The sequence below is a fragment of the Fuerstiella sp. genome, from assembly GCA_022447225.1.
Taxonomy (GTDB): domain Bacteria; phylum Planctomycetota; class Planctomycetia; order Planctomycetales; family Planctomycetaceae; genus S139-18.
Window position 1 is genome coordinate 380,532 of sequence record JAKVAZ010000001.1, and the last position, 14,692, is coordinate 395,223.

A 14,692-nucleotide genomic window follows, 5' to 3' on the forward strand; every position below is an offset into this window, starting at 1 on the left:
ATGCGGGGGCGGGTCGAGTGTCCTTTGGCAGAGAAGGCTTTCGTAATGACTGATCGGTCACCGCTTGCATGGCAGAATGGTCGGCAGATTTTGTATTCTGAGGCGGCCGTGCCGGTCTGGGACCTGGGTGTGGTTGCCGGAGCCACCATCTCTGAAATGGGGCGAACCTATCGCCACCAGCCGTTTGGTGTGCACCGCCATCTGGCACGACTGACAGCGTCCTGTCGTGAACTTGGGTTTCTTCTGCCATATTCTGAATCAGAACTGGCCGACGCAGCTTCTGCAATCGTTCAGGCAAATACTCGATGTCTGGACGAAAAAGAGGATTTGGGAATTGTTTGGTTTGTGACAGCGGGAGCAAACCCGACTTACGTGTCAGACGACATGCTCATGGAGCCAGTTGTGTGCGTACACACATTCAGGCTTCCGTTCCACCTCTGGCAGGACGCCGTTCTGACCGGTGCCAGGCTGACAATTCCTGCACAACTACAGTTGCCGGACTCGTCATTTCCCGTGCAGCACAAGACACGTAATCGGCTCCACTGGTGGCTTGCCGACCGGGCAGCAGCCGAAAGCCGACCGGGTTCACGTGCCCTGCTGATTGACGGGAACGGCCACCTGACTGAGACCAGTACAGCGTGTTTCTTTGCAGTTGTTGACGAAACGGTGTTGACACCCCGGACTGGGGTCCTTCGCAGTACGACTCGCGATGTCCTGCAGGGTCTCTGCGGTCGCATGGGTATTCGCTTTCGCATGACCGAACTTCCGGCTGACCAAATCGGCAACTTTCACGAAGCATTTCTGTCATCGACGCCGTGCGGACTGCTGCCGGTGGTTTCGATTGACGAACACTGTTTACCCGGCCCTGACGGTCCGATGATCCGTCGGCTGCAGTCTGAGTGGACCCGACTGACGAGCGTGGACACATTCCTGCAGATCCTGCATTCACAGTAGAGTTGCGGCAACTGCGTTCGACAGACGCTGCAGGGTAAATCGACTTTGCTCGAAGGGTGTCGATGTCAGAATGACGACGTAGGTTTGTGATCGTGGATCCAGCCAGAAAATCGTACCTGTGGCTCCCCAGTGGCCAACGGCCGATTGAGGCACGAGGTCACCGAAGCTGGCGGAATGTTCCGGCCAGGCATAACGCCAGCCGTATCCCCACGGTCGCTTTTGCCATGTCTGTTCCGGCAGGTCGAACAGGTGTCGTGTCTGTTCGGAAGCCAAAGCATTGATTGCAGCGGGTGTCAGGACGGACTGTCCGTTCTCGCCGGTACCGCCACGGAGCATCATACGACAGAATTTTCCCAGGTCGGAAGCCGTCGTTAACAGTCCGCCCCACGGAGCGCCAAGACGTCTCCAATAAGGACTGTTCCAGTCCCAGTTTGGTGCGTCCTGCTGCCAAGGAGGGAGAATACACGGAACAGCTGTTTGCAGAAGATCATCACGGTCCGCGGGAATTCCCAGCCAGCTGTCATTCATCTTAGATGGAAGAAATATTTGAGTCCGCAATACCTCCGGCAGCGGCAGGCCGGTCGCCCGACTGATGATTTCTCCGAGAAGCAAAAAACCCATACTGCTGTAGCGACAGTCTGACCCGGGAGTGAAGTCAGTTCCGTGCTGACCGACTTGATTCAAAAAAATCGGCAGACCGGCCTGTGATTTCCGCAGTCTCTCGTTTTCCGGCAACTGATCCGGCAGGCCGCATGTATGCGTTAACAGATGACGGATGGTGATTCGCCGGAAGGAAGTGGACGGCAGTTCGCCCAGACGGTCGGTGACACGTTCGGAAAGTGAGAAGCGTCCTTCGCCAACCAGCTTCAGCGCCATAGTGGCCACGATTGATTTGGTAATACTGGCTACCAGAAACAGCTGGCTGCCTGGAGGTCTGTTGTGGTGAGAAAAACCATGCGAAAACTGCAGAGGACTTCCGGAAACACCACCGGCTTGCACCTCAACATACGGCAGCTGTGCTTCGTCAATGATCGGCTGCAGCTTCGAGCTGAGGTCGGTTACTGCCAACGGGTTTCTCCAGGTTCATCGACCATCCGGTATTCCGGCGCATCTTTCAGTTCGTTTGTAATCGTCAGGACTTCCGGTACCGGTTCTTCAGTCAGTTGTTTCAGAACATCTGCGCTGTTGAGAGACGCCCAGGTCAGGAAGATCAGCAGGCCGAGTGTGAATCCATTCGGCAATGGTTCCCTGCCCATCATTTTTAACGCGCTTCCTGCGGATTTTTTCAGTTTGATCCGCACGCCGTTCCACTGCACGCTGTAAACCTCATCAAGGACCAGATGTGACAGGAAACCGATCCCCACACCTACGGCCATGAGCAGCCGCACTCGTAGTTCTTCGCTGTAGTAGCACAGGAACGTGAGTTCCGACGCGATCAAAAGTGCCGGAATACTGTGGAACATTCCGCGATGAACGGTCAGTTTTCCAAGGACATACGGTGCACCATAGCGCACTGCTCCGTACATCAGCAGTGATACCAGCATGGCCCGATCTCCGGCGATACCAAACGAGGTGGAGTGCTGAAACACCAGCATTGGTGCAACAGCTGCCGTTACTCCCGATAATTCCCGAACAGGGCGACCGGTTTCTGAATCAAGGTCGGGCAGCATTCCGGCGATCCAGGTAAGAATCGAGGCAATCGCAGCCTGGACAGCGGAATACTTGAACAGGAAGATCGCGGCGAGTGCGTATCCCAGGCCCATCATGCCGCTGACGCTGATATGTTCACGATAGCCGGCCAACTCTGGTGATCCTGACACAGAAGACGATGTGGTCTGTTCCAAAAACAGTGCGGTGTTCGACAGGTGATGCAAGAAAATGATCACATCGGGTTAGCGACCGCGCTGGAGGTGTCAGCTCTCTGTGACACTTTTCCGGACCCGGCAACCACTATGGATTTTCGAAGGGCGTTGAGTAATTCAACGTCCGACATCCGTAACTGGAGACCGGTGACTGAAAAGAGTTGACGGTGTCCGGGGATGGTTCCGGCCGGAACAGCCAAAACAGCTGGCACAGATACAAATAGTACCTGCTGACCAACTCATTGTGACCGAAGAAATCGGCTCTCACACAGTCTTATGCCGACCGCTGGGCGGGGCAGCATTGCCGGATCGGCAGATTCTGCCGCTCAGGCGGCAAACATCCGATAAACGTTTCATAGTGCAGGGACAGGCAGGCTGCGTTTCGTGATCCGCCTCGTCAAACTCGTGAGACCTGACACACACGCGCTGTCTTTCCGGCGTCTATTGCTGACTCAATGCCTGACCACGAAGCCCGGTGCTCAGCGATGTGCTGACCGGATGATTTAGCCCGTTTACCAGCAACAGCCCGTCAATTGTTGCATCGGCCACCGCTGCTTTGGAACGAGCATCAACGTACTCGATGCTGGCGTCATACAATGCCCGTCGTGCTGTCAGCACACGCAAAAAATTGTATTCGCCGCCGGCCTGTGCCTGCTTCATCAGGTTAAGAGTCTCTTTGGCCTTGGGAAGGATGACGTCCCGGTATTGTTCAACAGCAGATTTGGCGGACTGATAATCAAGCATTTGCACAGTAAGGTCGCGGCGAATCTGCATTTTCAGGCGGCGAATATTCTGTGTTGCTTCGCAATATTCGGCCCAGGCTGCATGAACATTTCCCTGATTCCTGTTGTGGACCGGAATTGGAATACTCAACTGGACATTGGCGTAAGCACTATCTGTTTCGGCGTCGTGTCCAGTTCCCAGTCGAGCCGTAATATTGGGTATTTTTTGAACCTGCTGGCGTCTGAGATTGGCCTGCGCACGGCTAACCCGATGACGAGCGGCAGTGAATTGCGGACTGTGTGCCAGCAGTTCTGCCAGCGTATTATCGAGATCCATCGTCCGGCTGCTTAATTCAAGGTTTCCCTGCAGCGTTTGGCGTGCAAGATTCGGCAAACCGACCACGACTGCGAGTTGTTGCCAGGCAGCTTCCCGCTGTAATTCTGTTTGTTTAATTGCAAGGTCAACCTGACTCAGCTGAATTTCGGATTGCAGAATATCAGGCCGACCGGCAAATTTGGCAGCGACTCGTTGCCGGGAAATTCGGACACCCTGCCGCGCAACTTGGCGAAATGCATGCATGAGATCCAGTCGCTGCTCTGCCACCAGAACTGTTATGTAATGCAGCCGGACATCTGTCAGAACACGCTGACGCTGAATGTTTTTGCTCCAGCGAAGCATTTGAACTTCGTGACCAACCACCTGTCGATTCCATGCCAGCTTCTCACCGCGCACAAACATTTGAGACACAAACAGGCCGTGAAGTCCTGCCGACCCCCCATTGCCGATTTCTTCTGCAGAATATCCCAACGTTGGGTTTGGCCTCAGTCCGGTCTGATTGTGAATACCATCAGCTCTGCCGGCGGCAGCGGATGCCTGCTGAATTGCCGGATTATTTTGGAGAGCCAGATCCTGCAAAGTACTGAGCGTCCATGAGCCGGACGGTTCGGTGACGGGATCCGCCCGGTAGGTGTCGACGACCGGTGAAGTAGCCGCCGCAGTTATTTCGGCAGAATCGCATACGATGGAATTAGAGACCGGGACGACTGCCGCGGGATCCGGACCACCGTCGAACGCAGCTGCTGACGGGGCTTCGATCACAGGATTGGAGAGAGTGGTTACGGTTGTCAGTATTTGATGAATCGGAACCTGATCAACATCAAGGCCGACCTCAACATCACTGACGGTGTCAGTCACCGGAGACCGGCCGCGATCATGATATCGATCAACGGAAACAGACGGTTCGGTGGCCGGAATCAGACCAGATACACACCCTGTCAGCAGGCATACCACAGGAATCAGTCCGCAGCGAAAACAGATTCGGCGAATCAATTTGAGAATGACTTTTGCCGGACTATTTGGAGCAGCATCCATGCTTAAGAACTCATTTCTCAGGCCGAGACAGTGTTGACATCCTGTCCATCGCACCCGAGATTGGCTGTTATCGCTGTTATCGCTGTTATCGCTGTTATCGGTTTAATCCTCCTGTCAGGGTGCATCAGTAAAGATGTGCACCGATGACTACTACAACCGTCACAGATTCACTCAAAGTGTCCCGAATACAGGCAGGACTCGCTGTTGACCCCGTCTCAACGGGTCGCCAGAATCCCCGCATGCCTCTGCTCTGTTCACAATAATGCTGACACGATGTCGCTTTCATCTTATGCCGGATGGTCGGAATGATTCCGCACTTCATTCACGTTCAGGCCTGTCTCCCCAACGCCAGATTTCTTCCAGACCGTCCGATCCTGGTTGCACAAATCAGCTGTGACAGCCGTCAGGTCCCTCCTGGCTGTGCATTTGTGGCGATTCCGGGTACCAGGTCAGACGGTCATCAGTTTATCGGTGATGCGATTGCCGCCGGAGCGACAGCGGTTGTCGTGGAGCATCCTCAGGCTGACCTTGCGGTGCCGCAGATCGTGGTGGAGTCTACTCGACGAGCGTGGAATCAACTCTGCATGGCGGTGCATGGCAACCCACACCGTCACCTCAGTATTGCCGGAATCACCGGGACCAACGGTAAGACAACATCCGCCTGGCTGCTGAGAAACATCCTCACCGCAGCCGGGCATTCTGCCGGGATGATCGGCACGGTCGAATACAATGATGGGCGGCAGCGACTTCCGGCCTGTTTGACCACACCGGATGCTGAGATACAGGCGCCATTGATGGCATCGATGCTGACTCACGGGCTGCGACATTGTGTGATGGAAGTCAGCAGCCACGCCATTCAACAGGATCGGTGCAGTGCCGTTCAGCTGGCCGCAGCTGCGATTACCAATATCACTGATGATCACATGGATTATCATCGGACACCGGCCGCCTACCGTGCGGCTAAAGCTCGTATCGCCGGACTCCTGCACTGCGACGCTCCGCTGCTGGTGAACGGTGACGACATGAATAGTCGAAAAATGCTCGATGACACACATTTTACGTGTCCCGTCATTATTTTTGGCCGGCAGGCTCCGTCGGAGCTGCGGTATACGGTACTGACCCGGACGCACCGTTCGCAGCGGCTGCACCTGGAACTGGCTCAGGGCGATGTCACTGTCCGAGTACGAATGATTGGCGACCACAACGCAGCCAACTGTATGGTGGCTGCCGGACTTGCCGAGCAAATGGGAATCAGCCTGCCGGCGATTGCATCAGGTCTTGAAGCGACACAGGAGGTGCCAGGACGCCTTGAGCGAATCGATGAAGGGCAGCCGTTTCAGGTGTTTGTTGACTATGCTCATACGCCGGACGCTCTGCGAAACTGCCTCACGACGGTCCGGGAATTCACGCATGGTAATCTGATTTGCGTGTTTGGGGCGGGCGGAGATCGTGATCAGGTCAAGCGACCGGCGATGGCAAAGGCGGCGGCAGCAGCCGACCATGTGTTCCTGACATCAGATAATCCTCGTCATGAATCGCCAGCGCGGATCATTAGCGACATTCTGAAAGGGTTTTCGACTCGGCGACATGTCGAAGTTGAAACCGACAGAAAAGAGGCGATTCGCCGTGCTTTGTACATTGCTCAACCTGGCGATGCCGTGGTCCTGACCGGTAAAGGACACGAAAAATCGCAGGTGATTGGTGCCCGGTCCGTTGACTTTGACGATTGTCAGGTCGCCGGCCGGATCCTGAGAGAACTCATCGGTTTACCTCAGGTTGTCAATGCTGATCAGCACGGCGTACCAGTGTCACCAGGAGTGCTTACCTCTCCAGTGTGAGTCCTGAAGTTCAATGTTTGCACAGACGATTCAGCAATTTTGTGAAATGACAGGATCCCGTTACATCGGTGACCTGTCATTAGACACCACGATCGACAGTGTCGTGATTGACAGCCGGCAGGCCGGACCACGCAGCTTGTTCTTTGCACTTCCAGGATCGCGAACCCACGGTATTCATTTTGCGAGTTCGGCGCGGACGAGGGGAGCGATTGTTGTTGCTGATGAGGAGTCCGCCGGGGAACACGGCGGGTCGATGATCGTCACAGCAAACCCGCTCCGTGCTCTGCAGCAACTGGCGAGTTTTAATCGTCGGCAGTCGGATGCTCTGACGATCGGTATCACCGGCAGTGTCGGTAAAACGACCACTCGGCGATTACTCACCTCCGTACTCTCACCAGTGTACCGCGGGGTTCAGAGTCCGGCCAACTACAATAATGAACTGGGAGTACCGCTCAGTGTTTTGCAAATAGAAGACGAGACAGAATTTGCGGTGATTGAAATGGGCGCGCGCAAAGCGGGCGATATCACCGAACTGTGTGAGATAGCTCTGCCGGAATTCGCTGTTGTCACCTGTGTTGCACCGTCTCATCTGAGTAGTTTTGATTCGATCAGGACAATTGCACGCACCAAACAGGAACTGATCGAATCACTGGACACAGACGGCATCGCGTTTCTCAACGCTGATGATCGTCACGTACTGGCTATGCGCGATTCGGCCGTCTGCCGGGTCATCACCTATGGTCGGTCGTCTGAGGCGGACCGGCGTTATGAAATTGTGGATGTCTCGAATACACAACTGGTGCTGCAGACGGGTGGCCATGAATTTTGCGCTCAGATCTGTGGACAACATCAAAGCAGCGGTCTTGCTGTGAGCATTGCTGTTGCTCAGGAACTTGGACTGTCCGCCCGTGACATCCAGGCCGGCCTTGATGAGTTTGAACCGGCATCGGGTCGCACCGTGCTGCATAAAGTCAACGGTATCGACGTCATCGATGATACTTATAACGCGAATCCGACAAGCGTGCGGGCCGCGATTCTGCTGCTGGACCAATGGACAACGCCCGGTTGTAAAACCTTTGTCCTTGGTGACATGCTGGATCTTGGTGAACAGACGGCAGAACTGCACTTTGCAATTGGTGTTGTGCTGTCACAGACGCAGATCAATCATGCTGTTGCCTACGGAAAATATGCACGTGATGTCGCCGACGGTTTTTTGTCTGCCGGAGGCAGTCTGAGTCGCATTTCCGTGTTTGACAGCGAAGCGGTGCTGCTGAGTATCCTTGACTGCCTGGTTGATCACGGCGATGTGCTTCTGGTGAAAGGTTCACGAGGCATGGCGATGGAACGTATTGTGGAAGGAATTCGTGAGTTGTCAGCGGATTCACTGCAGCACGCCGCTTAGCCGGTTTTTCATGTCGGGATTCCGGAAACGTCTGCGCAGCGACTCGTCCGGCTGTACCTCGCTTGCCACGGTCTGCCCGGAATCGGTACGTTGTGTTGAATCGAAGTGTGGTCAAAACCACGCCGGACGTCGATGACGGTTTATTCAGCGGCGCCACTGTTCATCCCCTGCTGCACAACGCGTCTCTCCATGAGAGCGTCAGGCATCAGCGGTTTTCTCAGCCACGATCCCCGGACTCATCATGAAAACTGTTCTCGTTATTCCTGATGGTGTCGCCGATGAACCACAACCGTCTCTGGATCATCAAACACCACTTCAGGCGGCGGTGCTGCCTCATATGGATGAAGTTGCGAGGCTTGGTGTCGTTGGTCGAACGGACAACGTACCTGCCAGTATGCCTTCCGGAAGTGACGTGGGTACAATGTCACTGTTCGGATATGACACGCTTCGATTTCACACCGGTCGCGCTCCGATCGAAGCCGCTGCACAGGGCATTGAACTGGAACCGGGCGACTGGGCCATTCGCTGTAATCTGGTTACGATTAACTCCGGGCGAATGCAAAGCTTTACAGCCGGTCAGTTTCCGAGTGTGGCCGCAGAACAGCTGATTGAATCCCTGCAGCGTGAGACTTGTGGCAGCGAACACTGGAAATACCATGCTGGAGTGAGCTATCGAAATTTGCTCATTTATCGGGCACGAGGCGCGGCCGCCCCGTTCGACAATCAGACGCAAACCACTCCTCCGCACGACATTACTGATCTGAATATCGACGACTACCTGCCGTCCGGTCCGGGCAGCAGTGAACTGTTGTCTCTGATGGAAGACAGTCGGCGACTGTTTGCAAAATCTAATGCCAATGTCCGTCGACTCGACGCAGACGAACTGCCGGCTACTCAAACGTGGCTGTGGGGACAGGGAAGCCGTCCGGAGCTGGAACCATTTTTTGAACGTTACGGGGCGCGCGGTGCGGTGATCACGGCAGTCGATTTACTTCGAGGCATGGGGCGACTTATTGGCTGGGACGTTATCGAAGTCGATGGTGCCACCGGTTATCTGGATACCGACTACAAAGCCAAGGGACTGGCCGCAATAAAAGCTCTGGAGCGTGATGACCTTGATTTTCTGGTGGTTCACGTTGAAGCGACCGACGAAGCTTCTCATGAAGGCGACACTGACGCGAAATTGCAGGCGGTGCAGCAGATTGATAAACATATCGTCGGTCCGGTTCATGCGTGGCTGAAGCAGCAACAACAGTACCGTCTGTTGATCTGCCCCGACCATCCGACATATCTGAGAACGAAAACGCACAGCCATGGATACTGCCCGTTTGCAGCGTGTGGAAGCGGATTCGAACAGGATTCACATACGGAGTACCACGAAGTCACAGCGGCAGCGTCGGATCTGTCGTTTCCTGCGGGACATGAATTGATGGGCTGGTTTCAGCCGCGGGCATGACAGATTCTGTTCACCGTGTACTTAAGGCATGTTGGCTGTCAGTTGTGACTTGAGTGGTTCATTGGCCGGTTTCCCCGGCGTGTTGGTTACCGACAGCCGGACCAGGGGAACGGGTCACCGGATCCACGACTCGAATTTTACCGTTTCATGAACAGGTCCGAAAAAAGTGTCCGATGGCGGAACCAATCCGGTTGCCGTTATTTCAGGAGACGGCTCAGGCGGCCTTGATGTGGGGCGTCCCGGCACTGTCCTATTCCTCGTCCACCACCGACAATGTACTAAATGATTCCGAACACTGTTGCGACCTGACTCAAATCGGTGAGAAGGCGATCGGGACGAGTTGCCGAATCCTTCAGCAGTTTTGACCGTGCTTCGAGTCCTGTTTTCTCAGCGGCCAGCAAAGCTGTTCGCATTCCTATCGCCTTTGCCGGTTTCAAATCGGCTTCCATTCGACAACTGATGTGCAGAATTTGTTCCGGCAGAAATCCGGCGGCTTTGAGTCGCTCCACCGTCAGTTCGAACAAAGACCGTGACGGTTTGCGGATTCCAAGTTCGTAGGAAAACAGGACGGCATCGGGATGAAACATGGCAGCAAGTGGCGGGAGTTTGCCTTGTCGGGTCAGTGCACGCAACATCTGGGTAAATGAGAACACCTGACCATCTGCCAGCACGCCCTGCCGGATTTCGATTGCATGAAGATCCTGCATGGCCTGTACGGCACCCGGGCGAGCTTCGACGCCCTGCAGATTCGAGTGGAAGAAATAGGCCACTTTTTCACTGTACTGTCTGATATCTCCGTAAAAATTTTTATCGTAGCTGTAGTTTTTGTCGAACAGTCGTGTGATGATGGCTTCCCAGATGTCGACCAGGTCCGGGTCTGTCAGGTCGCCGTGGCGTTTGGTGGCCGCCATCGACAGACGCTTGTGATACCGCACGAAGATGTTGATCATCGACTTCCAGGGAGGACCCGGTTTGCGATACATGCTGTTCCACATGTTGAATTCATAGATCGTTTTCTCCAAAGCAACCTCAAGAGAAGTCTGCGGATCCGGCACCAGGCAAAACGTACCGCCTGTTGTTCGCAGCAATGTTCCGTAAACATCCCACAGAACAATCCGAATGCCGTCAAGCGGCTTGATGAACGGCGTCGCCTGAACGGCGACCGGCGGTGGCACACGGGGCCACATCAGATCGCGATCATCCAGAAATTTCGCATATTCAGCGAGCGAGACAGCCATAGACAAAAAAACACGTGCAACGGGGCGGGAGACTGAGACTCAAGGTTAGCTGCGTTTGCTGGAAAACCCGAACTCCGAATCCCGAATTTCGAAACAAATTTAAAACGTATAGCTTACGGCGCTCAACAACAGCCGGTGTCACTGCAGCAGTCTTCGCCCGGCAGCACGTCAGCCAGCCCCTTGGCGGTTTTTGTTTCCTGCGGACTTCGCAGTGCTTCCCGATGGCAGTCGAACTGTGGTGCCTCGTCCGGTGGAACCATCTCCGCCGGCTGAACTGGTGTGATCTGCGGCGCGTATGGTGCCCTGGTGTAGATGTTGAACGTTTTGTCACAGACGGCCATTCTCTTCCCGCGATGCAGGCGATGCCCGTCGTCGTCGACGACAGTCTTCCAGGGACCATTGTAGATCACGGCCTGACGGCGATCGAGGCACGGACCGTCTTTACCCTTCCATGCCTGAACCGTAAGGCTTCGAAACTCGATTCCATCGATCACAGCCCACGCTTTGTCCTGTCGTGTGAGAATCTCAGCACCATAGAATCCGGCGGCTGTGAACGCTTCAAGGAACGCATCTTCACGGAAGGCACCGCTGATACAACCACTCCACAATCGCGGGTCATCCTGCAGCGACCGAGGAACCTGTTCGTCGCTGACAATATCGCTGATGATTGCTCTTCCGCCCCGTCGCAGAACACGGAAGACTTCGCCAAACAGCTGTTCACGGTCGTCGTTTTTCACCAGATTCAGTACACAGTTGGAAACGACGGCATCCATTGAATCCGAAGCGACAAGCGGTGACTCGCGACGCATACGTTCGGCTTCTTCTTCGGCCGCGAGCCAGTCAGATGCTGTATTAACAGGGTGAGTCTGCAGCCAGCGTTCAAAGAGTTCCAGGTTCAACTGCAGGTCCTGAATGCGGCCTTTGCGAAAATCGACGTTACGGTGGCCGACTCTTTCAGCGACTTCTGTCTGGTATTGTCGGGCCAGTGCGAGCATGTCGTCATTCACGTCGACTCCCACCACGTATCCGGTCTGACCAACGACCTGAGACGCGATGTAGCAAATCTTTCCTCCACCCGACCCAAGATCCAGGACGTGATCTCCCGGATTCAAATGTCTGGACGGGTCACCGCAGCCGTAGTCTCGATCGATGATTTCCTGAGGAATTGCTTTGAGATACTGAACATCGTAGTCGACAGGGCAACACAGAGAACTTTCAGCGGCCTGCGCCGCTTTGCTGTAACGATTTCGAACAGCCGAATCGACGTTTAACGATGCAGACATGAGTCGTTTGATTCCTAAGAATCATCCTGAAGCTGAGACGTGTCCGTGAACCGCTATCCTATCAAATTTCATAAAACACGCGACGCTCTGGTCACCTGCGATCCTGCAATTGTGGTACAGAATGTTTATTTCCCGGTCGCCAGTCGACCACCGGGAATAAATGAACGCACTCGCTTCGCCTGATTCCCGTTAGAACTTCGGAATGTGAGTGTGTGTTCACGGTGCTTTCGGAATCTCACGTCCATGCGGGTCGGCACTCGGTTGATCCAGATCTTCTTCCAGCTGTCGCAGAATTTGGGGGCCGATAAAATGCTCCATCGTTTCAGCCGGATCGTGCAGATGATCTGAGGGCAGGTCAAAATTCTGATCCAGCCAGGATTCCCACAATCGATGTGCCCTCACCAGATCCTGCGCATAACGTTGCCCTTTTTCGCTCAGTTGAGCAGTGCCGTCAGCCATGACCAGTAGGCCACGATGTCCGAGCCAGTAGACCGCAATATGTGCGGCAAAACCGTTGCCGGCCAGTGTTCGGCACTCTGAAATCGATTCGGGGTGGATTGTTCCTGCTCTTTCCCGGCGACGGAACAGCGCCGCCAGTATGTCTTCGGCAGCGATACGTACTTTGAGTTGAACACTGCGTATCAGTCGGCCAAGGATTCCATATCTGGGAGCGACCAGAATCGCTGCCAGTAATTCGGCCCCCGCTGTCACGGCGGTGAGTCCGGCAGCTGAGGAATTCCATCTGAGGGCCAGAAAATATCCCAGTGTCGTGCAGCTGATACCACTCAGAACGGCAATCAGCAGCATGCGTTCCAGTCGGTCCGTGAGCATTCTGGCGATACACGCCGGCACGGTCAGCAGTGCCACAACCAGTAAACCCACAACTTCCATTGCCGAAACAGTAACCAGAGCCACGATCGTCGTCATCAAATAGTGCATGACGGGAACACTAAAACCGAGAGTTGCAGCGAGAGTGACATCGAATGAAGTTAGCCGCAATTCCTTCCAGAACAGCACGAAAACGAGCACGGTGATCAGCAGTGCCGGTACGACCGTGTGTGTGGCTTCCGGCAACAGCCAGCCCATTGTTGGTACGAAATTCATTCCGGCAAATGCAAGATTACCAAACAACACGCAGTCGAGGTCCAGGTGAACTCCCTTTGCCTGTGACACCACTACCACGCCAAATGCAAACAGGGATGTGAACACGATACCAATGCTGGAATCTTCCGGCACCGAACCGGTGCGGTGAATCACCTGAGTCGCGACCGCCGTGACTACACCAGCCGCCAGTGCTCCCAGAAACATCGGAAGCGGTTCGATTCTGCCGGTCAACAGGTAAACGCAGGCCACACCGGCCAGAACCGAGTGACTGAGCGCATCACCAAGCAGACTCATACGCCGCAACAGGAGAAGACAACCCACCAGTGCGCAGCCTGTTGCACACATGGCGCCGACGAACAACGTACCGGCAGCATTCTCGACTGCCGGTTTTGGCTGACCGAGCCAGATGGCGATCCACGTCCATGCAGACTCGAACGGGACAGAAATCTGTTCGGCAGCCAGTACACAGGTGTTCATGGAGACACCTCAGTACGATTTCCGGACTCTGCTGTCAGTAGCTCTTCAGCAGCGGCGGCGACTTCTTCCTCTGAAATTCTTCGATTCCACAGCCAGCCGCGTCGGGGTGCAAACATCCACGAGATAATGAACAGAGTTGCGGATGTGAGCACCACCAGCGGTCCTGTCGGCATTTCGGCCATGTTGGCACTGAGCAGCGTTCCTGTCGCTCCGGACACGCCACCAATGCCGGCGGAGACAGTCATCATGTAAGAAAGTCGGTCTGTCCAGTATCGAGCCGCAGCTGCCGGGATGATCAACAGGGCGGCCGTCAGGACCACGCCCACTGCAGGAAGTCCGACAATCACGGTCACCGCCGTAAGAAACATCAACAGCAGGTCCAGACCGGTGGCCGGCCATCCCTGTACGCGACAGAAAGATTCGTCGAAACTGAGCAGCTTAAGCTCTTTAAAGACCACCAGCACTACGATTGAACATCCGGCGGCCACCACGGCAATCTGCAAAACATCGCCGGTGAGCATGGTTGCTGCCCGGCCAATGATGAAGGACTCCAGGTCAGCACCCCGTTCGTTACGGTAGTTGTTTTGAATTGTCCGTGTGAGTGCGATTCCCAGTCCGTACGAGACACTGAGCACCGTTCCCAGAATTGCATCTTCCCGCAGACGGGATACGCGACGAAGGAAAGACATCAGGAAGGCTCCCGCCACTCCGGTTATCAGGGCACCGATCAGCAGGACAGTAATCGACCGACTCTGTGTGAGCAGGAATGCCATACACAATCCGGGCAGTGCTGCGTGAGCAATCACATCACCGGCAAGAGCGCGTCGTCGGAGGTATGCGAACGTTCCAACCAGGCCGGCGGTCACCCCCAGCAGAACCGTTCCGATGAGAACCAGTGATGTTTGAGTGAATACAGTCAATTGTTGAGGGACAGCTTTAGTGTGAATCGAGTCATCTTGGGGGCCTTCACGTCAGGCAGGAAAT

The 14,692-nt window shown here is 54.9% G+C and carries 11 protein-coding genes; 4 read left to right on the forward strand and 7 right to left on the reverse strand.

Translation table 11 applies throughout. From position 1 onward, the window contains the following. The first annotated feature begins 45 nt into the window (after positions 1 to 45). Entirely contained in the window at positions 46 to 954 is a 909-nt protein-coding gene (locus tag MK110_01415; protein MCH2209932.1) for an aminotransferase class IV, read from the forward strand. Here the strand turns inward: MK110_01415 and MK110_01420 are convergent. From MK110_01420 to MK110_01430, 3 genes are all read right to left on the reverse strand, one after another. Beyond that, positions 946 to 2,022, reverse strand: coding sequence for a beta-lactamase family protein (locus tag MK110_01420; GenBank protein MCH2209933.1), 1,077 nt, complete (start codon positions 2,020 to 2,022; stop codon positions 946 to 948). The two genes, MK110_01415 and MK110_01420, sit on opposite strands and share 9 nt — an antisense overlap. After that, complete coding sequence (locus MK110_01425; protein ID MCH2209934.1) at positions 2,013 to 2,774, reverse strand: metal-dependent hydrolase; 762 nt, start codon at positions 2,772 to 2,774, stop codon at positions 2,013 to 2,015. Before MK110_01425 ends, MK110_01420 begins: the two co-directional genes overlap by 10 nt. Before the next feature lie 483 nt (positions 2,775 to 3,257). Continuing rightward, positions 3,258 to 4,910: a TolC family protein gene (locus tag MK110_01430; protein MCH2209935.1), complete on the reverse strand. Its 1,653-nt coding sequence runs from the start codon at positions 4,908 to 4,910 to the stop codon at positions 3,258 to 3,260. Positions 4,911 to 5,215: 305 nt separating this feature from the next. Between MK110_01430 and MK110_01435 the strand changes: the two genes are divergently transcribed. From MK110_01435 to MK110_01445, 3 genes are all read left to right on the forward strand, one after another. Then, positions 5,216 to 6,748: a UDP-N-acetylmuramoyl-L-alanyl-D-glutamate--2,6-diaminopimelate ligase gene (locus MK110_01435; GenBank protein MCH2209936.1), complete on the forward strand. Its 1,533-nt coding sequence runs from the start codon at positions 5,216 to 5,218 to the stop codon at positions 6,746 to 6,748. Between the two features lie 46 nt (positions 6,749 to 6,794). Then, positions 6,795 to 8,150, forward strand: coding sequence for a UDP-N-acetylmuramoyl-tripeptide--D-alanyl-D-alanine ligase (gene murF / locus MK110_01440; protein ID MCH2209937.1), 1,356 nt, complete (start codon positions 6,795 to 6,797; stop codon positions 8,148 to 8,150). Positions 8,151 to 8,391: 241 nt separating this feature from the next. Then, on the forward strand, positions 8,392 to 9,606 hold the full coding sequence (locus tag MK110_01445) for a cofactor-independent phosphoglycerate mutase (GenBank protein MCH2209938.1): 1,215 nt from the start codon (positions 8,392 to 8,394) through the stop codon (positions 9,604 to 9,606). 278 nt (positions 9,607 to 9,884) lie between these two features. Here the strand turns inward: MK110_01445 and MK110_01450 are convergent, their stop codons facing one another. The 4 genes from MK110_01450 to MK110_01465 all read right to left on the reverse strand — a co-directional run bounded on the left by MK110_01450 (position 9,885) and on the right by MK110_01465 (position 14,628). Further along, entirely contained in the window at positions 9,885 to 10,844 is a 960-nt protein-coding gene (locus tag MK110_01450; protein MCH2209939.1) for an HAD family hydrolase, read from the reverse strand. A gap of 122 nt (positions 10,845 to 10,966) precedes the next feature. Further along, positions 10,967 to 12,127 carry a methyltransferase domain-containing protein gene (locus tag MK110_01455; GenBank protein MCH2209940.1) on the reverse strand — a complete coding sequence of 387 codons (1,161 nt, stop codon included), beginning with the start codon at positions 12,125 to 12,127 and terminating at the stop codon, positions 10,967 to 10,969. Between the two features lie 216 nt (positions 12,128 to 12,343). Next, on the reverse strand, positions 12,344 to 13,708 hold the full coding sequence (locus MK110_01460; protein ID MCH2209941.1) for a metal ABC transporter permease: 1,365 nt from the start codon (positions 13,706 to 13,708) through the stop codon (positions 12,344 to 12,346). Then, positions 13,705 to 14,628, reverse strand: coding sequence for a metal ABC transporter permease (locus MK110_01465; protein ID MCH2209942.1), 924 nt, complete (start codon positions 14,626 to 14,628; stop codon positions 13,705 to 13,707). Before MK110_01465 ends, MK110_01460 begins: the two co-directional genes overlap by 4 nt. Between the last annotated feature and the right edge of the window lie 64 nt (positions 14,629 to 14,692).